The organism is Mycolicibacterium baixiangningiae, assembly GCF_016313185.1.
GTDB lineage: Bacteria > Actinomycetota > Actinomycetes > Mycobacteriales > Mycobacteriaceae > Mycobacterium > Mycobacterium baixiangningiae.
This window is the reverse complement of sequence record NZ_CP066218.1, coordinates 5,465,236-5,486,902: the sequence shown is the minus strand read 5'-3', so window position 1 is coordinate 5,486,902 and position 21,667 is coordinate 5,465,236. Positions and strand designations below refer to the sequence as shown.

14 protein-coding genes and 1 pseudogene are annotated in these 21,667 nt (G+C 65.2%); 7 read left to right on the top strand and 8 right to left on the bottom strand.

Features of this window, described 5'->3' with window-relative positions:
• Positions 1-24: 24 nt before the first annotated feature.
• From I7X18_RS26100 to I7X18_RS26085, 4 genes are all read left to right on the top strand, one after another.
• Positions 25-1,080, top strand: a complete 1,056-nt coding sequence (locus I7X18_RS26100) for an ornithine cyclodeaminase family protein (protein WP_193046854.1) — start codon at positions 25-27, stop codon at positions 1,078-1,080.
• Between the two features lie 230 nt (positions 1,081-1,310).
• Positions 1,311-1,739, top strand: a complete 429-nt coding sequence (gene hadB, locus I7X18_RS26095; RefSeq protein WP_193046853.1) for a (3R)-hydroxyacyl-ACP dehydratase subunit HadB — start codon at positions 1,311-1,313, stop codon at positions 1,737-1,739.
• Positions 1,740-1,742: 3 nt separating this feature from the next.
• Complete coding sequence (gene hadC / locus I7X18_RS26090) at positions 1,743-2,264, top strand: (3R)-hydroxyacyl-ACP dehydratase subunit HadC (protein ID WP_193046852.1); 522 nt, start codon at positions 1,743-1,745, stop codon at positions 2,262-2,264.
• Positions 2,265-2,644: 380 nt separating this feature from the next.
• Positions 2,645-3,181: an HD domain-containing protein gene (locus tag I7X18_RS26085; RefSeq protein WP_193046851.1), complete on the top strand. Its 537-nt coding sequence runs from the start codon at positions 2,645-2,647 to the stop codon at positions 3,179-3,181.
• A gap of 12 nt (positions 3,182-3,193) precedes the next feature.
• Here I7X18_RS26085 and I7X18_RS26080 read toward each other — a convergent pair whose 3' ends face one another.
• Together I7X18_RS26080 and I7X18_RS26075 are read right to left on the bottom strand one after the other, a co-directional pair.
• Positions 3,194-3,661, bottom strand: a complete 468-nt coding sequence (locus I7X18_RS26080) for an NUDIX hydrolase (protein ID WP_193046850.1) — start codon at positions 3,659-3,661, stop codon at positions 3,194-3,196.
• Positions 3,662-3,669: 8 nt separating this feature from the next.
• Complete coding sequence (locus I7X18_RS26075) at positions 3,670-4,470, bottom strand: helix-turn-helix domain-containing protein (protein ID WP_193046849.1); 801 nt, start codon at positions 4,468-4,470, stop codon at positions 3,670-3,672.
• 254 nt (positions 4,471-4,724) lie between these two features.
• On the opposite strand from I7X18_RS26075, the gene I7X18_RS26070 reads away from it, so the two are divergent.
• The 3 genes from I7X18_RS26070 (at position 4,725) to I7X18_RS26060 (ending at position 8,093) form a co-directional block, all read left to right on the top strand.
• Complete coding sequence (locus tag I7X18_RS26070; RefSeq protein ID WP_193046848.1) at positions 4,725-5,066, top strand: hypothetical protein; 342 nt, start codon at positions 4,725-4,727, stop codon at positions 5,064-5,066.
• A gap of 92 nt (positions 5,067-5,158) precedes the next feature.
• Complete coding sequence (locus I7X18_RS26065; protein ID WP_193046847.1) at positions 5,159-6,604, top strand: FtsK/SpoIIIE domain-containing protein; 1,446 nt, start codon at positions 5,159-5,161, stop codon at positions 6,602-6,604.
• On the top strand, positions 6,597-8,093 hold the full coding sequence (locus I7X18_RS26060) for a replication initiator (RefSeq protein WP_193046846.1): 1,497 nt from the start codon (positions 6,597-6,599) through the stop codon (positions 8,091-8,093). The genes I7X18_RS26065 and I7X18_RS26060 overlap by 8 nt, the downstream gene beginning before the upstream one ends.
• Before the next feature lie 564 nt (positions 8,094-8,657).
• Here I7X18_RS26060 and I7X18_RS26055 read toward each other — a convergent pair.
• The 6 genes and pseudogenes from I7X18_RS26055 to I7X18_RS26030 form a co-directional block, all read right to left on the bottom strand.
• Positions 8,658-11,216, bottom strand: a complete 2,559-nt coding sequence (locus tag I7X18_RS26055) for a S8 family peptidase (protein WP_193046845.1) — start codon at positions 11,214-11,216, stop codon at positions 8,658-8,660.
• Between the two features lie 5 nt (positions 11,217-11,221).
• The gene (locus I7X18_RS26050) at positions 11,222-12,220 is read right to left on the bottom strand and encodes an AAA family ATPase (protein WP_193046844.1); all 999 of its coding nucleotides are present in this window, start codon (positions 12,218-12,220) and stop codon (positions 11,222-11,224) included.
• A gap of 235 nt (positions 12,221-12,455) precedes the next feature.
• A complete protein-coding gene (locus I7X18_RS26045) occupies positions 12,456-13,895 on the bottom strand; it encodes a recombinase family protein (protein WP_193046843.1) in 1,440 nt (479 codons plus the stop codon).
• Positions 13,896-13,916: 21 nt separating this feature from the next.
• A pseudogene (locus tag I7X18_RS26040) lies at positions 13,917-14,969 on the bottom strand (HNH endonuclease signature motif containing protein); the annotation flags it as partial.
• A 151-nt stretch (positions 14,970-15,120) separates the two neighbouring features.
• Positions 15,121-18,342, bottom strand: coding sequence for an arabinosyltransferase domain-containing protein (locus I7X18_RS26035; RefSeq protein ID WP_404822828.1), 3,222 nt, complete (start codon positions 18,340-18,342; stop codon positions 15,121-15,123).
• 32 nt (positions 18,343-18,374) lie between these two features.
• Complete coding sequence (locus I7X18_RS26030; RefSeq protein WP_193046841.1) at positions 18,375-21,659, bottom strand: arabinosyltransferase domain-containing protein; 3,285 nt, start codon at positions 21,657-21,659, stop codon at positions 18,375-18,377.
• Positions 21,660-21,667 lie beyond the last annotated feature (8 nt).

The window sequence follows — 21,667 nt, the reverse complement described above, 5'->3', positions numbered from 1 at the left end:
GACGCTTACAGCATTGGGGGAGATATGAACACTCTGGTATTGTCATACAGCGATACAAAGCGCTTAGTCCAACTCGTCGGCATGGATACGATTATGCTAGATTGTATCGAACGATTGAGGAAAGGCCTCTTAGCAACGGTAGACTCGCCGGGGGTTGGTCGCTGCCCGCCGCGCAGTGGCTTCGTGATCAAAGAAGAAGCGGGTTCTGGCATCATCGAGAACATGCCTTACTTTGACGACGAGCGTGGTATGACGCTCAAGACAATAAGTTACAAGCCGCGAAATAACACTGCGCATCGCCTCCCGACTGTCATCGGCACAATCTGCCGCTATAACAGCTCTAATGGTGAGCTCACCGCCATCTGTGACGCCACCATACCCACCGCAATTCGTACGGGCGCAGCGACAGCGCTCGCGAGTTCATTTCTAGCGCGCCCCGATGCACACATCGTCGGTGTAATTGGTGCAGGTCTTCAGTCCGTGACTCAGATACACGGCTTGTCAACTCAATTCGACCTCGATCACATTCGAGCCTATGACGTCGATGCCGAACGATCACGATCCCTGCAACATCGGTGTCCTTTCACCTCAGCCGCCTTTGACTTAGCGAGTACTCCTTCTGAGGCTGTATCTGGTGCAGATATCGTCGTGACGGCCACATCCGTGTCTCCGGGGACGGGTCCAGTCTTTCCTGATGAGCACCTCGCAGAGCACTTGCACATTAATTCCATAGGCGCGGATGAGCCAGGGAAGACGGAACTTCCTAGATCAGTCATGGAACGGTCTTATGTCTGTGTGGACCATATTGACCAAGCATTAAAAGAAGGAGAGTGTCAGATTCTCCAGCGGAAAGATATTGACGCGACCCTGCAGGACTTGGTCGTGGCCGCTTCAACAGACCCTAAACCTTCGGCGCAAACAAACGTACTATCGGTGTTTGATAGTACCGGATTTGCCTTTGAGGACCATCTCGCTCTCGACGTATTCCTCGACTATGCAGCGGACACCGGTATTGGCGACAAAATTCCCATCTTGGATGGACCTATAGGATTACACTCTCCGTACTCACTTCCTGCGTGACCACGGGGTGTTGCTGAACTGAAGCAATCGTAGATGACAAAGATACGAAGGTCGCTAATCGCATTCTTGACGACACCCTTACAGGCGGCATCCGCGCGAGGCCAAGTTCAGACTTTATCGAGGTCGTGCGGGCGCGGCGATGATGTAGAATCGTTATACCACAGCTCGGATTCACCATAATAGCCGGCGTACTCATGCTGCATAGGTGAAAGCAACAGGAGATGTACGAAATGACATTGCGGGCGTTTGACTCAGTGAGTTTGGGCGACACATTGCCCGAGAAAATTATGACAATCACCCGCAAAGACTTGGTTAATTACGCAGGTGTGTCCGGCGACCTCAATCCAATTCACTGGAACGACGACGTTGCGCGCAAGATGGGTCTCGACGGCGCCATTGCGCACGGGATGCTTACAATTGGACTGGGCGGTGGCTACATTGTGTCGTGGGTGGGCGATCCGGCGGCCGTCACCGAATATAACGTCCGGCTTATCTCCATGGTGAGTGTGCCAAATGATGATCAAGGGACAAAGATTACCTTTAATGGGAGGGTTAAATCGGTGGATGCTAACAGTAAGTCTATAGTCATTGCGCTAGTTGCAACGGTAAACGGTAAGAAGATCTTCGGACGAGCGATCGCAAAGGCGCGGTTGGGCTAAGAGATGGCATTCAAGGTCGATATTCAGGGCATGGTCTGGCGTTATCCCGGCACTTTTATTGTCGGACGAGAGCAGATACGCCAGTATGCGAACTCTGTAAAAGTTACGGATCCGGTGACGCTCGATGAAGGTAGCGCTTCGGAAATGGGGCACCGATCAATCGTGGCTCCTTTGACGTTTCCCGCGGTATTTGCGTATCTGATTCAGCAGGACTTTTTTCGGAGTGTAGACATTGGCATGGAATCCGTTCAGATGATGCAAGTGGCGCAGAGATTCGTTTACCACAAGCCGATCATGGCCGGAGACGTTCTCCGAGGAGTTATGTACATCGAGTCAGTCGTTGAGCGATTTGGAGCGGATATCGTTGGCACTCGTAGCGAGTGCACGAACGAACGAGGTGAACTAGTCCTCGAAGGGCACACCACAATGATGGGTCGGCACGAGGACATGTCGGATTATCTGCGATGGGATGCAGAGGCCGGTTTGCATGTACGAGCACCCAACTGGCGTCTGGACCGGCCATAGGCGCGCGACGAGCCAGCCCTTGATAGCAGTAAAGAAAGTTCTCACGTCGCAGGTCGGAGTGGGTTTTTTTGCGTCAGCTCCTGCCGCCGACGACGGCTCGGTGCGACGAGGGGCCCGGGCAGCTCTGGCTTGTCGTAATGCCGGGGTGCTGGGGCCCGCGAGATGTGTGCGCCGATTTTCGTGGGCAGGCTGGTGTGGCGGCGGACGGAGGGCGAAGCGTAGGGAGCGGCGCGGACGGGAGCGCCAGCGGACGGGAGCAGAGCGAGCGTAGCGAAGCCCGCAGGTAGCCGCCTGGATCCCTACGGCCGCGGAGACAAATGCTGCGCTGAGCATCAGCTATGGGCCTGCGCCGGGGCGCTGGGACTCGTAGGCTGGCAGTTGTGAGTGGGACTCTGACGCAGCGTGCACGGCGAGAGGCCGAGGCACGGCTGGCCGGGCAACCCCGGCGGTTAGCGCATGTGCGGGGTGTCGCGACGGCTGCCGAGCGGCTGAGTCGGCGTTTCGGTGCGCAGCCAGCGGACTGTCTGGTGGCGGCGGCGTGGCTGCACGACATCGGCTACGCGCCATCGGTGCGCCAAACCGGATTTCATCCGCTCGACGGCGCGAAGTTTGCCCGGTCGACTGGTTTTGGGGAGTTGGTCGCGTCGTTGGTGGCGTTTCATACCGGAGCCCACGCGGAGGCTGCTGAGCGGGGCCTGTCGAATTTATCGGCCTTCGGGGAGCCGCCGAGCGATGTTCTGGACGCGTTGACCTTTTGCGATCTGACGACCGGACCCGACGGTACGTCGATATCTCCGCAGGATCGACTGAGCGACGTGTTGGCGCGATATGGGCCCGAGGATCCGGTGCACCGGGCGGTCGACGCTGGCCGCGAGGAACTGTTGGCGGCGGTGCGGCGGGTGCGCGACTGGCTGTAGTGCGCCGTGGGGTCAGCCGAGGTAGGGGCTGTCGCGGTGTTGCAGGTAGTGCTCGATGCGCAGCCGCATCGACGGGTGCATGTCCAGGTTGGGGATGTCCTCGGGATGGGTCCAGGCGATGTCGGTGCTTTCGTGGTCGATGGCCAGAGTGCCGCCGAGCACCTTAGTGGTGAAGCACAGGGAGAATTGTTGGCGGACTTCACCGTCGGTGAACGCGACCACGTGCTGCGGGTTGGTGTAGACACCGACCAGACCCGTGACTTCGACGTCGAGCCCAGTTTCCTCTTTGACCTCGCGCACGGCGGTGTCTGCGATGGTTTCGCCGATGTCGTGTCCGCCGCCGGGTAGCGCCCACAGGGTGTTGTCGCGGCGCTTGATCAGCAGGATCCGTCCCTGTTCGTCGGTGACGATCGCCGACGCCGACGGGACGACGCTGTTGGGTGCCGGGGCGTTGGGGTCGTTGTAGTAGTCGGTGCGCATCGAGAGGGTCAGCCTTTCTCGGTCAGGGGTGTGGCGTCGTCCCACACCTGGGTGAATGCGTTTTCGAGGGTGGCCCAGAGCCGGGGTTCGTGGTGACGGGACAGCACCAGCACCGGATTGTTGCGCCCGGGTGAGCCGTAGATGTGGAAGTTGACGATCATGGCGTCATCGACCCGGAAGATCGACGTGTACAGCGTGGTGTCGTGGGTGCGAATGTCCAGCCCCGGTGTGCCGGCATGCGGGGCGAGCAGTTCCACTGAGGTGCGGCAGCGGGCGATGACGGCTTCACCGATGCCTTCCTCCTCACCACGCAAGATCATGGTGGCGGTGTCGGGGTCACCGACGAGGAAGCGCACCGTGACACCACGAGCGGCGGCGTCGAGCAGGGTGTCGAGGAATCCGTCGAGGGTATCGAACAGGAACGTCGCCGCCAGGACGAGGATGTCGATGCCGGTGGTGGCGCCGGCGAAATGCTGCTGCCAGCCGGTGATCGGCAGCTGGGTGCGGCTGGCATACAGCGTCGCGCTGAACGGCCCACCCGGGGCCATCGCCAGTGCGCTCGCAGTGGCGGGCGGGTATTGGCTGGGCCACAGGTCGTCCGGGGTGCAGTCGAGCACTTTGGCGGCCCGGTGGGCGTTGTGCTCGCGGACCTTGTAGCTGGTGTCGGCCAGCCAGCGTCGCACCGTCTTAATATCCACACCGACCGCGGTGGCGAACCGCGCATGCGAGAGCCCCTTGGCGTGTAGCCGTTGCGTGAGGCGATCGTTGGGTATCGCTACTGCGTCGGTGCAGCCGCCCTGATCTTCCATCGACTCAGCGCACATCTTTTCCGTATCGATCCCATCCATCCTCACCACGTGGTTCCTAGTTTGCCATGCGGCCGTCGGCACCCCGCGGCGGTGATGCCTGTCGATGTCCGCCGGTATGTCCCTGTCGTGTCCGAAATGTCCGCCGCCGTGTCGGCAATGCCCTCAAAGGTCGCTGGTGATGTCGGTGATGTCCGCGTGAACTGAGCCCAGCGCCTGACCGGGCGCATTCGGAACACGAAAGGAACAGCAGGGCAATGCGTTTGAGGATTGATACATCAGGAACCCGGTTCATCGTCACCCGCGCGGCTGAGCCGCGGCTGAACTTCGAGACCGGCAGCCCGAAAGTCGACACCGCCACCGGGGTGCCACTGTTCGCCACCCAGGTGCTCGCTTTGGATGAGACCGGTGGCGAGGTGCTCAATGTCACCGTGGCCGGGGATCCGAAAGTCGCGGTGACACAGTCGGTGTCGGTGTCCGGTTTGGTGGCCATCCCGTGGGCACAAGGCGATCGCAGCGGTGTGGCCTTCCGCGCCGACGCCATCACCGCGGGTGCTGCAGGTGCCCCGTCGGGTGAGCAGGCACGTCCGCAGAAGTAAACCCCCGGTGTCTGGGGCGCGGTGAGTCGATCATTGCGCCCCAACCCGGGAGCTGCTGCCGGCCATTCCACTCACGCGAAGGACAGATTGCCATGGCTTCATACAACAAGAACACCAACAACACTGCGTCTGACAATGATGACTGGTTCGGGGTCCTCGTTATGTCGCTGTTCACCGCGGCCGGGAATCTGCTGTGGTGGGCGGTGCTGTTCCCGGCGATCAGCATCCCCATCATCGCCAGCATCGTGCTCGGCGTGATTCATGGTCCCCGCGTGGGCGTGATCATCGCGATCGCGCTGAGTGTCGGTTATCTGGGATGGGCCTGGCTGGACGCGGCCTCGTTTCGCGGCTGGGTGACCGAACCAATACGGCGGCGTTGGTTGACCTGGTCGCGCTATACCCGCGCCTGGGAATCGGTGTGCGCCCTGCACTGCCTGACCGCCACCTTCGGCGAACGGACTCTCACCCCCGCTCTGCGCACCGTGACGATCGGCAGAACCACTGATGTGCTGGCGGTGCGGATCGTCACCGGCCAATCCCTCGCCGATTGGCAGAAGCGATCCGACGCTCTGGCCGCCGCGTGGCGGGCCGACCGGGTGACGATCACCTCGACCGCACCCGGCGAGCTGCGCATCACGTTGATGCGTGGCGATGTGCTGGCCAAACCGATCACATTACGGATGCCCACCCCGGCCACCCGAGTGGATCTGGGGGCGGTGAGCATCGGGATCACCGAAACCCGCCACCGCTGGCAACTGCCCTTGCTCGGGCACCACGTGCTGATCGCCGGGGCCACCGGCGCCGGCAAAGGCTCGGTGCTGTGGTCCCTGATCGCCGGGATCGCGCCGGCCGTGAAAACCGGGCTGGTGCGGTTGTGTGTCATCGACCCCAAAGGCGGCATGGAACTGGGCGCCGGAGCACCCATGTTCAGCGTGTTCACCCACGACGCCACCGACAGCACCCTCGAACTCTTGCGCCAGCTCGTGACGGTGATGCATTCCCGGGCGAATCGGATGCGGGGCAAAACTCGACTGCACACTCCGACGCCGGCCGAGCCATTGTTTGTGGTGGTGATCGATGAGATCGCCGCACTGACGTCGTATGTGAGCGACCGCAAGATCCGCACCGAAATCGAACAACTCCTCGGGCTACTGCTGTCACAGGGCCGTGCGGTCGGAATCAGCGTGGTGGCGGCCGTGCAAGACCCGGCCAAAGACACCCTGCCGGTGCGGCAGCTGTTCACCGTGCGTGTCGGGTTGCGGCTGACCGAAGCCACCCAAACCGCCATGGTCCTGGGTCAAGGGGCACGTGATGCGGGTGCGGAATGCGACCGCATCCCCGCCGCCACGCCAGGTGTCGGTTACATGATGGTCGACGGCACCGCTCAACCTCAACGGGTGCGGGCCTTCCACGTCACCGACCACGACATCACGACTCTGGCCGCCCAATTCCGGTTCCCCGGCCGGCGGAACAGCAGCGGGCAGTCGCGAAGCCATACCAACGGCCAGACATCGGGTGAGGACAGCAGGGGTGAATAGCGTGAGGCCACTGCGCCAGCTTGAACTGCCCGGGGTTCCCGATACCGTCGACACCACCAGGGTTGTGGAGCAGATGGTGCGCCGCGCCTCCTCGATGGGATTCGAGTCCTGGTGGCGGCGGGCGGAATCGGTCGGGTTTTGCGCTCAACCCATTCAACTGGTCGGCAACGATGAATACGGTCGGGAACAGGTCGTGTGGACGCGGTGCAACAACCGCCGGGCCCAGGTATGCCCGTCGTGTTCGGACCTGTACGCGCGCGATACCTGGCAGCTCGTGCACGCCGGCGCCGCCGGCGGCCACCACGGCATGCCCACCGCGGTCGCGGATCGTCCGCAAGTGTTCCTCACCCTCACCGCACCCAGCTTCGGACCCGTCCACACCACCACAACCGCAGGCGACAGCACGCATAAGCACGGCGTGTGCCGCGATCACCACCGCATCGGTGGCTACCGCCGCTGCCCGCACGGAAAGCCCATGTGGTGCAGCACCACCCACGACCAGGACGACCAGCATCTCGGTCAGCCACTATGCCAGGAGTGCTATGACTATGTCGGGCATGTGCTGTTCACCTGGCACCTGCCCGAACTGTGGCGACGCTTCACCATCACCCTGCGCCGGGCACTGCGCAAGGAGCTGAAAGCCGCCGGGGTCGATCCGGATGTGGTGCGCGTCAGCTTCATCAAAATCGTCGAACTCCAAGCCCGCGCCATCCCGCACATCCACGCCCTCATCCGCCTCGACCCCCACGACGACCCCGATCAGACCGATTGGGAATCACCCATCAGCGCAGGCGAACTCGCCACCACAATCCAGCACGCCGCCCGCACCGTCACCCTCACCGTCAACGACCCCCGCGCGGAAACCGCCGAGCGGGTGATCGCCTTCGGGACCCAAATCGACACCCAACCCATCACGCCACGCTCTGATCCCGCGGATCAGGCTTCACCAGAAAAGAATTCGACTATCGGTCGGTCACTACCAGGCCGCCGAGTGGCACGCTATCTTGCCAAATACGTCACCAAATCCCTGGCCGACCTCGGGATCAGCGCACGGCGCCTCTCGGCCGAAGCCATACCCGACCTGGATGTGTCCGAACACGTGCGCGCCATCCTGGCCAGCATCAGCGTGCTCGCCGACAGCGGGCTCACCGAGATCGGGCGGTGGCTGCACACCCTCGGGTTCCGGGGCCACATCACCAGCAAGTCCCGCCGCTATTCCACCACCATGACCGCGCTACGCGAACACCGCGCCGCATGGACCCGCGAACAACAACTGAAAATCAGTGCATACCAGCATGACCCATTCCAGAACACCGGCGGTGTCGATGATCTGGTGGCGTGGGCGTTCGACCGCGCCGGGCACATCAGTATCGGCGACCGCACCCTGACCATCACCGCCGCCCTACGTCGCATCCAGCAGCGCCGAACCGCCCGCGAAGCACTACAACAGCACCGCCGTGCCCCTCTCATCGAGGTGCCCGATGGCTAGCCCACAGGTACGAACGACCAATGGGCAGAACGGAAAGCCCTACAGTCTTGAGGAATTCACCTCCTGGCTTGTGGATTCCTGTGAGCGTCAACAACTCGCCGTCACCATCACCAACCCCGCCGTTCTCGCCGATATCGCCACCCTGCTCCGCTAAGCCGCAACCGACAGATCTGAGCGAGCGAGCGCCAGCACGATGAAGTCTCAACAGCTATGTTGTTTCTCGCCTGGTCACATCAGCGCAGTCCTGTTGACTGACAGTTGATGTCAGGGCCAGCGCCGCATGCGGTCGAACCCCGGTTCGAGCCTTGACACCAAGGGTCAGCCGACACACCCTCGACCGCGACCAGGCAACACGACAGACAGTCACTCAGCGGTCAACCAGCACCACGTGCCGCCGGCGCCCGGCGCTCCTATCGCCGGGTCCGCCGGACATCAAGGCGGTGCCGCAGCCCGCACGACAAGCCCCAATTCGAGTTGACATCGCCAGTCGAGTTCAGACCAGCACGTTCGCAATGATTGTGTCAAACGCTCGTAGTGTTCGAGGCGAGCGGCGTAAAGGCCTAGCTAGGTTTGGATTTCGACGGTTGTGGTGATCTGCTGGGCGACGGGGGTCCATAGGTCGACGTCGACGTGTGGGGATTCGATGCTGACCATGAGTGAGTAGTCGACGCCCTGGTTGCTCTGGTCGTATTTGTGTTGGTTCTTCCACCATCCCGCGACCGGGTATACGGCGATGGCTCCCTTGCTAGCGAGGTTGGCGGCGGCGCCTGTCCAGATGTCGGTGTGCAGCGAGCCCGGCGCCTGCTGTTGATTGCTGCCGAACAACCAGCCTTTCTCGGTGTCGAGTGCCGGTGGGCGCCCTCCGTCGATACGTGCCCGGGTGTTGATGCGCTGTCGGAACGATTCGATACTGTCCTCGGGGCGGCGGGTGGCGAACCGCAGGCCGTGGGAGGGGTAGATATACCGGCCGGTCCAGCCGCGGCTGGAGGGATTAGGTTCGACGAAGTAGGACAGGGTGACACGCATGCGCACCTCGGTTTCCCCGAGCGCTTCGAGGGCTTGAATGGGCCACGGTAGCTCGTGGAGGTTCATCTCCCGTACTTTGCCGGTGTTGCTGTCGTGGTCACGCTCGTAAGGTCGTATCTGAGCTTGTGCGATGAGGGTCAGGGCATCGGTGGCGCTGCGCAGCGCGCGCGCTGCATCGGGCACGCCCATGCCGTAGCGGCGTAGCAGACTGACCAGGCGGGTCTTATTCGATTCGTCGTCGAAGCGGGCGCGCATGGCATCGGTCCACTCGGCTGAGTGCACGATCAACCCACGAATGGTCTCGGGGCGCAGGTGCGGATAGGCGTGGGACAGATCGGCGGCGATGGCCGCGACCTGGGCAGTGGCCGCCGAGGTGTCGCGCGTCGCGGTGAAAGGACCTTGGCCCGGTCGTTGAAGCCGGGTCGTGAGCAGCGCAAGGTTGGGAGGCGTGTCAACGTCGGTGCGGTCTGGTGAGGCCGCGACGTTGCCGCCGTCAGCGACCACGTCGGGTTTGAAGGGCCATCTCGTGCGATCGAAGACCACTGATGTGCGACTGACCGGGGATAGTTCGCCGCGCTTGGCTATCGGCACGTAGCTGGCGAAATCAGCTGGCGCCCCTGACATGTCGTCGCGATGGGAGTAAGCGCCGACCGTGAGCGCGTTCCACGACTGAGCAGGATCTTCAACGGGTTCGACGTCACTTCGGACGAGGTGGTCATCGGTGGCGGTGAGGTCGCGGATGTTGCCGGCGGAAATCACGAACAGGCGCGGGCGTCGCGGCTCGTCACGGTCGAGGTAGGTGAGTTTGGGGTCTCTGTCGTCGATGGCGCGGCCGAAGGCCAGGGCATCGATTGCCGCCGACCAGGACGTGGGCCGACCGGTGTCGATGTGTGTGCGCGGTTCGGTGCCGGATCCATCGACGGTGGGTCGGGGCGCGGTGACCGCGAGCATGAATACGCGGCGGCGATGAGCGGCCTCGATCTCGGGTCGGTCAACGCAGCGGGCCGTTATGGCGCCGTAGAGGTCCCGGTCATTGTGGGTGTTGTCGGGCAAGAACTTCACCGATTCGAGGCGGTGTGTGAGGTGGATAGGGTGAGTGTCCACGAGTGCGGCGTGCAGGTCACCGTAGAGAGCCAGGCCTGCCATCTCGGTTCCGTGCGAATGAACAGGTGCGGTCTGCCATTGCGGGTCTGCGGCATGCAGATCAGCGACGTCGATCGAGTCTGCCAGCAAGGGATGGGTGTCCTGCACGCCAGTGTCGAGGATGCACACCACCGGCGCGTCGTCGTCGGCCACCTTCAAACGTCCCCGCAGCTCCTCTGCCCATTCGGCCTGCTCGGTGGCGGGCAGTTCTGTCAACAAGGTGGCGACGTCATGTGGTCGCCGCAGTTCGGCGATGTCATCAACGGACTGGAATGTCTGCGCCAATTGGGCGGCGGAGGACCGCAGGAGCACTACCGTCCGGTCGCCGAAACCCAGATAGTGCTCGCTGGTACGCAGCCCCTGCCGTGCAACAAAGTCACTGAACCTCGCCGATTCGCGGCGATCACGGTTGAGCAGCCACACCTCCCACCAGCGGACTTCGGTGGTGTCGTCAGGGAACAGTTCATCTGGGTCGGTCCACAGTTCGCGGATCGTCGCGCGCCGGATCGACTGGATGCCTTCGATCAGTGCGGCGTTGCTCGCTTTGGCCTCATCGGTAGACGCAACGTAGGCGTCCAACCGCTTGAGGAAGTACTCCTTCTTGCCGCGCGGTATGTACACGGTCGCCATCTGAACGATCCCGCGATCGGTGTGTGTCTCCCGGACGGCGACCAGCTCGGGCTGCTCACCGGAGCGCTGAGGGTCCAGACTCTGCAGCGCCAACTCCAAACCGGCAAATGACACAAACGTGACGTAGGTGCCTGCCGGCTCGACCTCATCATTCGTCGCGGGCGCGACCGCGGCGTTGAATTCGTCAGTGAGGCGGCGGCCATGGCCCTTACGGTCTCCCGTGAACTCGTGTTTATCGCCACCGCCGCCAGCGCTGGCGAGCGTGAACGGCTCCGATAACGGCGGCACGGGCACGACAAGATGTGGGCGGTCTCGATCTGCCATGAGGCTTAGATCGCCGGTTCACTGTGGCGGCTGGTGCGAGGACGCTCACGCAACGCGGTCACCACATCGTCGGTGCGGACCCGGGCCCGGCCGGTCAGCACCGTTCGTTTTGCCGCATTCTCTGCCGCTGTCGCGATCTCTCCATGGCTGAGCCCGTGGGCGGCAGCGACGACTCTCGGCCAACTCAGGTTTCCGATCTGGAACAGGGCAAGGCGGTTCCGGATGACTGCCTCGATGGCCGCATCGTCGGGCAGCGCGAAATCCATCACCGTGTCAAACCGGCGATAGAGCGCGTTGTCCAGGAGCTGGGGATGATTGGTGGCCGCGATGATGATGCTGTCAGAGGACTCCTCTTCCAGGAACTGAAGAAAGGAGTTGAGGACTCGGCGGATCTCGCCGACGTCATTGGGTGCAGCCCGGTCACCGGCGAGCGCGTCGACCTCATCGAACAAATACACCCCCCGCGTGTCGATGAGTGCATCGAAGATCAAACGCAGCTTCGCAGCCGTCTCACCCATGAATTTGGTGATGATGGTGTCCAACCGCACCGAAAACAGCGGAAGCCCAAGTTCGCCCGCGACGACACGTGCGGTGGAGGTCTTGCCGGTCCCCGGAGGACCGATGAGCAGCAGCCGGCGCGCGGCGCGAAGACCGTGCCGGGCCAGCTTGTCTCGCTGACGCTGTTCCAGCAACACATGCCGTAGGCGCTCGGCAAGACCGGGCGACAAGACGAGGTCTGCCAGTCGGGCCTCCGGGTAGGTGACCGTGAGCAGCGAACTCAATTCACCGCGAGGCTGGGCGACGGGCACCACCGAGGCCACTCTCGACTTCATCGCGCCACGCTTGCGCAGCTCATCAACCAGGTCACGCAGTTCCTGGGCGAACTTCCCATGCCCGGCACGCGCGGATCTTGCAGCCACCTGCATCGCCACGGCGTAGAACTGGGGGTCATCGCCCTCGGCGTGGCTCATGACGAGAGCCTTCAGCTGGTCATTTGTCGCCACGGCCGACCTCCCCTCGGTTCACACAACCGTCCTGACCAGCGCGGCAGGGCTGTGAGCTGAGTCTAACCATTGCTACGGCCGCACCCAGACACCACGCCTGACGCGAACGCCCCAACCTAGCCGCCAAAATCAGCACCGCGCCACGCCCGTATCCATCGACTATCACCCACCGTCGTCCCGATGTGTTCTCACTGACCAGTCCGGGCATATATGCGTGAGCGCGCGGCGAGGCAATCTACATCCGCCAATGCGGCTGTACCCGATTGATATCCAACTTGCGCACGCCCGGAACGCCTGGGGCAATCACGGCGTGATCGAGCACCGACTTGACGATCGCCTGTTGGCGGTCGATGTCGAGGTCATTCCATTGGCCGCGCAGCACGTCGCCGGAGCCCACCAAATCCACCACTGCACTGGTGTCAGTGGCCTTGGCGATGTCGCGGCGGGCTTGGGCGATGCGGTCGTTGATGGGGTCGCGGGCGGCGATCCATTCCCGCGCTGACACCGCACCCTCGGCGTAGAGTCCAGCCAGTTCATCCAAGCGGGCCTGGTCGGCTTCAAGCTGTGTTGCCAACGCCGCGACATCAGCATCGACGCTGGCCTTGCCCGCCAACGCTTCGGCCAGCTGCGGGGAGTCCAGTCGGGTCAGCACCGCATCGGTGAGCAATTCTTCGACCGGTTGCGCGACCACGGTGAGTCGGCCGCAGCCGCCGTGGTCGGGGCCTTTCAAGCAGACATATCGGCGAACCCTGTTAGTCGGATTGTTATGGCGGGCTTGGGAAAACAACCGATTTCCGCAGCGCCCGCACCGCAACATCCCCGATAGCAGGTAGGTGCGTGGGGCGCGAGTCTTGGTCACCGAGCGGGCAGTCGTCCGCGCAAGGATGCGGTCACGTTCGGCGGGGGTGATGATCGCCGGCCACACCGCAGACCCGATCACCTCCCCATGATGCTCGCGGAGCCCGGCGATACGCCCGGAAATCAGGATCTGGCGCACCGCCGTGGTTTGCCACGACTTGGACACCGCCGGTGCGATCCCGGTGTCGTTGAGCCAGATCGTCAGCGACCGAATCGACGCGCCAGCCAGATACCGGTCGACCATCTCGCGAACGACCTTGGCCTCGGTCTCGCGGAGGGTGATCTTGTCGGATTCGTAGCCGAAGGGCCGTGCCGACCCGTGCGGTATGCCCTGTTCGGCGTTCTGCAACATCTTGCGGCGGATACGTGCGGACTTGCGGCCGGATTCTTTGGCGGCGAACGCGGCGAAAATCCGGGCCATGAACAGCCCATCATCGTTACCGAGATCGATGTCGGCGGTCACCGTGGCGACATCCCGTACACCCACCGATTCACACAGAGTCACGAACTCTTCCAACTCGACCGGTCGGCGATGCAACCGATCCAGGTTGTAGACGATCACCGCATCCCGGGCACCGGATTTCAGATCGGCCAACATCCGGGCGTACTCGCGGCGCGGCTTACCTGAGTAGGCCGACACATCGTTGTCGACATACTCATCACCGACCTGCCAGCCCCGATCAGCGGCCAGTTTGCGGCAGTCCTCCACCTGCCGTGCCACGCCCAACCCGGTGCCTTCCACATCCGCCGAGATCCGGGCGTAGATCGCCGCCGACCGAACCCCAACCCGCTGAACAGGAGTTTTCGCTTTCACCATGAGGGTAGCTTAGCGACATTTGAGCTTGTCCAGCTCAGTGAGTCCGCCGTCTTCCCAGTGCTGGATGTGGTGGGCGTGCAGACCTCGGGTGGCGCCACACCCGGGGACCGCACACGTGCGGTCGCGGTGTTCGAGCGCGCGTCGTAGCGTGCGGTTGATCAGTCGGGTGGTGCGTCCGGAGCCGATGACCTGGCCGTGGCGTTCGAACCACACTTCGCAGGTGGCGTCGCAGGTGAGGTAGCGGCGGTCGGCATCGGTGAGCAGCGGTCCCAGATGCAGTGCGGCGATGCGGTCCTTCAGGTCGAGGTGCACAACGACGGTGGTGCGGTGTCCGTGGGGGCGCCGCGCCGCTTCGGCGTCCCATCCGGCTTCGACGAGTGCGGTGAACGCATCGACGCGGGTGGGCAATGGTGGCCGGTCAGCCGCCGGGCTATCGCCGTGGTCGCGTTTCCACTGGGCGATCAGCCCGTCGTGATGGGATTGCAGGGCCGCCTCGAACGTCGCCGCCTCAATATGCGGAAGGGCGATGTGCCAATAGGTGTACGCGTCATCGCTGTCCTTGGTGATCCACGGCCGCGGATCAGGATCGGGCTCGGCGTCGGCGTCGGCGTCGGATTCCGAGTCGGGACCCGGCTCGGGTTCGGGTTCGGGTCGGGGTTCGAGTTTGAGCGCGGTGCGTAGCTGGTTGACGCCGGCAGAGGCGGCCAGCTCGGCATAGTGGGCATCAGATCCCGCACCGGCCCGCTCGGCGATGATCCCGACCTGGTCCAGTGACAGTCGCCCTTCGCGCAGTCCTTGCACGCAGCGCGGGAATTCTTCGAGTCGTTGCGCCACTGCGGTGATGGTTTTGGCGTTCGTCGACGACGACCCGGTTTTCCACGCCACCAGCGCGGGAATCGAGCGGGCGCCGGTGATGCCGCCTAATCCGTCGCGGTCGATCTCGGCGATGATCTCCACGATGTGCCCATCGATCGCATTACGTTGACCCGCTAGCTCCGCCAACTCCTCGAACAACACCTCGAGACGCGCAGCGCGAGGCGCGCTGGGGACGAAAGACGGTGCGCTCGAGGCCATAACTGCATCCTCGCAGAGGGGTACGACAATTCTCGGCGGCGAGCACTTCTGCTGCACAAGCGAATCCGCCGTGACGCGTCGAGTTCTACACCAGGGTTGTGGGCGGCGATTCTGCGCGACCCTCATGTAGAACTCGGCGCATGTCACACACTTACGGCGCGATGCGGATCTCGCCCGGCTTCCACAGCCCGCTGTGCGTTTCGCTGCCCAGGTCGATTTGCCCAGGCTCGGCGTCGACGATCGTGTCGAAGCGGCGCAGCGAACCCCAGTCCTGACCCCAGTCGTTCGACAGGTACGTCGACATCACCGACGCGCGCAGCAGCAGGTCGGTGATGCCCAGGAGGCCGCCGTTGAGGCCGTCCTGCCAGGTGTCGGTGCTCTGCAGTTTGGCGTAGTAGTCCGGTGAGATCCGGAACTTCGGCACCTCGGTGACGCCGTTGGCGTGCAGCATCGGCTGCTGGCACGGGAACGCCAACCCCACCGCCCAGTCCAGCAGCACGGGCTGTTCGGAGCCGACGTACTCCTGCACCGACCGCACCTCCGGCACGCGCGGCGGAGTCACCGCGATCCAGTCGCCCTGACCGAGATTGAGGTCTTCGGCGATGACCCGCACCGCGACCGCGTCGGTCGGGATGAGGTCGCGCGGATAGCGCAGGTTGCGCCACGACGGCGTGGGACCGATGTCGTAGGGGTCGACGCGGCCCGCGGGCACCGGCGCACCGTCAGGTCCGCGGCGGGCGTATTCCAGCGCGACGGTCTGCCCGGAGGTGACCCCCTCCGCGACACTGCGCCCGGCGATCGTGCCGGCCGCGGTGATCGTCACGAGCGGGTGGGCGTCGTCGGCGGCGGGCAACTCGTACCACGCCGACGCCAGCCGGCTTTCCTGTTGCACCGCAGACGAATACGTTCCCGCGACCGGAACTGTGGTGGGGTCCAGGCCGTAGGGCAGTGGCACCGTCGACCCGTTCACGCCCGGGCGGGACAGCTGCTCGGGCTGGTTCCAGTCGTAGTCGGTGCCGGGCTGCGGGTTGTTCAATCGGATCGCCTCGGCGATGATCCGGTCGGGAACCCCGTTGGGGGAGAAGCCCACCGGGTCCGTTCCACCGAGCGGCCCCAGCGGGCCGTAATCGCCGGGCAGGGCGCGCAGGAACCCGGCATTGGAATCGGGTTCGACGAGCACGTCGTCGGCCAGACCGCAGCCACCGGCGAACGCGCGGATGTTGGCCCACCCGTTGGAGTAGGTGGGGTACTGGCGCACCACGCCGATCGCCATGGACGCGATGAACACGAGCACCATGAACCCGGCGGCAATGGGAATCGGTGCGGCGGTGAGCTTGTCGACGACGCGGGATTCGCTGCGCGGCGTCACGTGCAGCCAGAACGCCCACAGCGCGGCGATCGCGGTCAGCACGAAGAACACCGTGCTGACAGTCACCCCGCCCAGTTGGGGTACCGAGGTGTTGAACGGCACACCGAAGTTGGAGACGTACCACCAGCCGTTGACCGATGCGAAGCACAACGCCAGGACGAAGAACACCAGGGCCAGGAACGTCATCCGGTTGCGCGCCGAGCGCAACACCACCGGCGACATCAGCACCGTGGCCAGCGCCGCCATGGCGCCGCCGACGGCCGCGAACAGACCGAAGTGGTGAATCCACTTGGTGGGGGTGAACATCAGGAAGAAGATCGTCGCGAAGATGATGCCCATCAGCCGCCACGCCGGTCCGCGCGCGACGCCGGGGATCCGTTTGCGGCGCAACATCATGAACAGGGCCGGAAACAGGCACAGCACGGTGAACAGGAACGCGAACCGGCGCGAGATCGCACCATCGACGGTCGGCAGGATCAGGTAGTAGTACCGCAGGATCTCGGTGTACCACTCCTGGCTCGGGCCGATCGCGGTGCGAATCCTGGTGGCCTCCAGCACCGTGGCGAATGTCTGATCGGCGAACACGACCGCCAGGATGACGGTGCCCGCCGCCAGGAGCGGGGCCAGCAGTGGCCAGATGCCGACGGCACGGCGGCGCCGCATGATGATCCGCAGGATGGGCCGGCCGCCGGCCACCAGCGCGGCCACGGCGATCAGCCCCGTGGGCTGAATGCCCAGCGTGAACGCCGCCGTGAAGATGGCCAGCGCGGCCGGTGTGAGCCGCCCGGAACTGATGGCCCGCTCGATCAGCACGTAGGTGATCAGCGCTCCGGTGGCGATCTGCCCCTCCGGGCGCAAGCCGTTGTTGAACGGCATCCAGGCGCCGATCAGCACCAGGCCGGCCGCCCACAGCGCCGGCCTGCTGGCGATCACCGCGGGGCCCAGTCGCGGCAGCACTTCGCGGGACAGCAGCAGCCAGCAGATCAGCGAACAGATCAGATCCGGCAGCCGCATCCAGATGCTGGCGGTGCTGACGTGGGTCATCAACGCCAGCAGGTTGTAGTACCAGCCGAACGGGTCCTCGGGAACGCCGAACCAGCGGAAGTAGTTGGCCATGTAGCCGGAGTGCTCGGCGGTGCGGGCCATCTGCATCTGGTAGCCGTCATCGGAGGAGTTGGTGCCGATGATGTACCAGAGCGCGAACACACCAACCACGAACACGTCTACGGCGGTCAGCGTGCGCCAGCGCGTCGGGATCAGGTGGCGCATGCGCCGCCCGTCGAGGCGGTCCAGCCGCCACAGCGCCAGCAGCGCGATGACGGTCGAGATGATCGCCAGCAGGATCGCGGTCAGCTTCAGCGCGGTCGGCTGCGTGGTGAACCGGGTGTCGATGGTCGCCGAGAACGACATCCCCGGCGGTGCGGGCCCGGTCAGGTCGGTGAACACGCCGACGATCGCGGGGCGCAGATTCGGATCGGAATAGCCGGTGCGCTGAGGTTGGCCGGCGTCTTCGCCGGAAATCTGAGTGAGCCCCACGAAGTCGGCGAACGTCCCGTCTTCCGACGAGGTGATCTCGATGCGTTCGCAGCCGGGTCCGGCGACCCGCGCGCGGTTGACGCTGGCGACCACGACGTTGCGAACGATCACGTCTACGCGGGTGCGCGTGACGTTGACCAGCATCGCGTTCAGCGCCGCGTCGCGGCCCTCGGCCGGTGCGGTGCCCAGCACGAGCCCGCCCTCGGCCGGCATCGTCCGGACCACTTCACACGGGATCGTGGCGGTCAGGCTCACCGGCGCCTGGGTGATGAGCGGGGCGGTGACGTTGGCGAACTGGCCCTGCTGCGGCCAGTTCAGGGTCGCGGTGGTCTGGGTGACGGGCAGCAGCGGGGTGGCGACGGCCATGACGAAGCCGAGCAGCCCGGCGATCGTGGCGACCCACCGCGCGATCCGCACATCCTTACCGGCCGGCCGGCCGGGGGTGGCCGTGGTGTCGCTCGGCGTCACGGTCGTACTCACGGCGTCTCCCGATGTGCCGCTCACGGCAGCGCCCTGATCGGTCCGCCCCGGCTCCACCCGAACACTCGTGTCGATCCTTCCTCGATGACGGCGTCGGGTGCCTCGTCACGCGGCACGAGCCGGATATAGCGCTCGATCGAACCCCAGTCGCGGTACCAGTCGTCGCGCAGGTAGGTCGGGATCGTCGCGGTCCGCAGCAGCGCCTGGATGAACAGGAACGGCCCACCGTCCTCGGCGGCCTGCCACTGGTTCGACGACGCGACCACCTGCTTGAAGTTCGGCAGGATCCGGTACTCCGGCAGTTCGGCAACCCCGAGGTGCTCGGAGAACGGCCGCTGACAGGGGAAGTTGGCGGCGGTGGCGATGTCCATCAGCACCGGCGTCTGCACGCCGAGGAAAGCGCTGGCGGTCTCCAGCACCGGAACCCGCGGCGGCGTGAACGCGAACCACTGATCCTCCGAGAGGTTCGGGTCGTCGGCGACGATGCGGGCGACGTTGGCCTCCGGCGGCGCCCAGGCCAGCGGGAACCTCAGGTTGCGCCACGCCTTCTGCATGTGGATGTCGATCGGCTGGACCTCGCCCAGCTCCTCGTATGTGCCGTCCGGCCGGTGCACGCCCCACTGCAGCTTGAGGGACTGGCCGTAGTTGAACGACCTGTCCTCCTCGTAGTACCAGATCGCGCCCGCGGCGGCGACGGTCACCAACGGCCGGTCGGGGCTGCGGGGCGGCAGCTGGTACCACGCCGACGTCGCCTCCGCGGCGACGGTGTTCTCGTCGTAGCTGCCCATCACCGGGGTCCGGTCGGGGTCGAGACCGAACGGCAGGAACACCCGCGAGCCGTTGACGCCCTCGGGGCCGTAGCCGCCGCCGGTGCCCGCCGCGTACCCCACGCCGATGTTCGGTTTGTCGACGGGTCCGTCGGAGTTCACGGTGCCCGGATTGGCCGCCACGGGTTCCGCGGGTTCGAGGGTGTCGCTGACGCCGTTGGGGGTGAAGCCGACAGGGTCCTCACCGCCGAGGGGACCGTACTGGCCGAAGCGCTGACCCGGAACCGGTTGCAGCATCCCGGCGTTCGTATCGGCCTCGACGAGCACCTGGTCGGCCATCGCGCAGCTGTCCGCCGACAGCCCGGACCGCAGCGCCGCCGTGTTCGCCGCGCCGATGGTGTAGACGGGGTAGCGGCCGACGGTGGCCTTGACCATCGACCCCAGTTCGAGCACGACCATGATGACGGCGACGGCGAGCAGCGGTGTCGACGCCAGCGCGCGGTTGCGGCCCGTGTCGGCGACCTCGGTGTGCCCGGCGTAGTCGATCCGGAAGTGCAGCCAGCCGGCCAGGATGCCGCCGGCGATGGCCAGCACCAGGAAGATCGTGGTGACCGGGAAGCCGACGATGACCGGTTGTTTGTCGAACCAGGGCACGCCGTAGTTGCCGGTGTAGAACCAGCCGTTGATCCCGGAGGTCGCCCACGCCAGCACGAACAGCAGCGCGGTCACGTACAGCGCCAGGTTCCGTCGGCTGTTGACGCCGACGCGGGCGAAGGCGAAGGCGGTGACGCCGCCGAGCGCGCCCGCGAGGCCGGCGAACGCTCCGAACTGCACCGCCCACTTCGTCGGCGTGAGCGTCAGCAGCAGCAGCCCGACGGCCGTGGTGCCGGCCAGCCGCCACACCGGGCCGCCGAAGGTCCCGGGCAGCCGGCCGCGGCGCAGCAGCAGCACGATGAGGCCGAACAGGCACAGCAGCAGGATCAACACCGAGAAGCGGCGGGTCAGCGATCCGTCCACGCTGTCCTCGACGGTCAGGAAGTAGTACCGCAGGAACTCCTGATACCAGGGCAGCGTCGGGCCGACGACGTACTTGATGCGCACCGATTCGGCGACGGTGGCCAGCGTCTGGTCGCGGAACACGATGACGAACAGCAGGGACATCGCGGCCACCAACGGCGCCAGGGAGGACATCAGCCCGTCGACCGGGCGGCGGGCGGAGATGATGCGGGCGATCGGACGCGCACCGACGAGCAGCGGGGCGAGCGCGATCAGACCCTGCGGTGCGAGCGTCACCGAGAACATCGCGAGGACGACGGCCACCGCGGCGGGCCAGAGTTGGCGGGTGCCGACGGACCGCTCCACCAGCATCCACACCGCGATCACCGCGAACGCGATCAGCGGTTCGGGCCGCAGGCCGTTGTTGAACGGTAACCAGGCCGCGAGGAACACCGCGCCTGCGGTCCACACCGCGACCCGGTTGGCGGCCAGGCGTCTGCCGAGCCGCGGGATCACGCAGCGGCTGATGATCAGCCACGTCGCGATCGCCGCCGCCGTGGCGGGGATGCGCATCCACACGCCGGCCGTGCTGATCGACGCCAGGTTCGCGAGCACGCTCTGGTACCAGTCGAACGGCGCTTCCGTCGCGCCGAAGTAGCGGAAGTAGTTCGCGGTGTAGCCGGCCTCGTCGGAGACGCGCGCGATCGTCAGGTTGTATCCGTCGTCCGACGACTGCGCCCCGACCACGTGCCACAGCAGCAGCGTGCCGATCACCCCGATGTCGGCCAGCCATGTCCACAGGCCGACCCCTCGCAGGCGCCGCCATGCGCGGGGGACGCCGCGCCCGACGCGGCGGTCGAGCAGGGCCAGCGCGACGATCGAGGCGAGCACACACAGCACGCCCAGCGTCATCACCGCCAGCTTGAGCAGCGTGGGGCTGGTGATGAACCGGGTGTCGACGTCGATGCGGGCGGTCAGGCGTGGCTCTGATGTCGCCGCCGGGGCGGCTCCGGGCTGTGCCGCCACCTCGAGCTCGGTGAACACGCCGGCGACCTGCGGACGCTTGTCCGGGGCCAGCGTGCCCGCGGCTCCGGGGATGCCGACGAAGTCGGCACCGACCGCGCCGACGTCGGCCCAGATGCGCAGCTCGCTGCATGCGCCCGCCGCGACCGCGGCGCGCGGGGCGACCGCGGCGACCGAATCGCGGAACGCGACGACGACGTCATCGGCGTTGGCGCGGACGAACAGCCCGTTGCGCCCGGCGGCGATGCCTGCGGGCGGGATCGTGGAGAACACGAGGCCGCCGTCGGCGGGCATCGTGGAGATCGCCTGGCACGGGATGGCCACGTGGAGCGCCCGCGGCGCCCCGGACACCAGCGGCGCGGTCAGGTCGCCGACGAAGCCGTCCTCGGCGGGCGCCTGCGGCCACAGGATCGTGGCGGTGGCCTGCTTCACCGGCAGCAGCGGGGCCAACGCGCACAGCACGACGCCCGCCAAGCCCGCGAAGACGGCGAGAAGGCGGACGAAACGGTGGGCGGGCACGAGCGTCG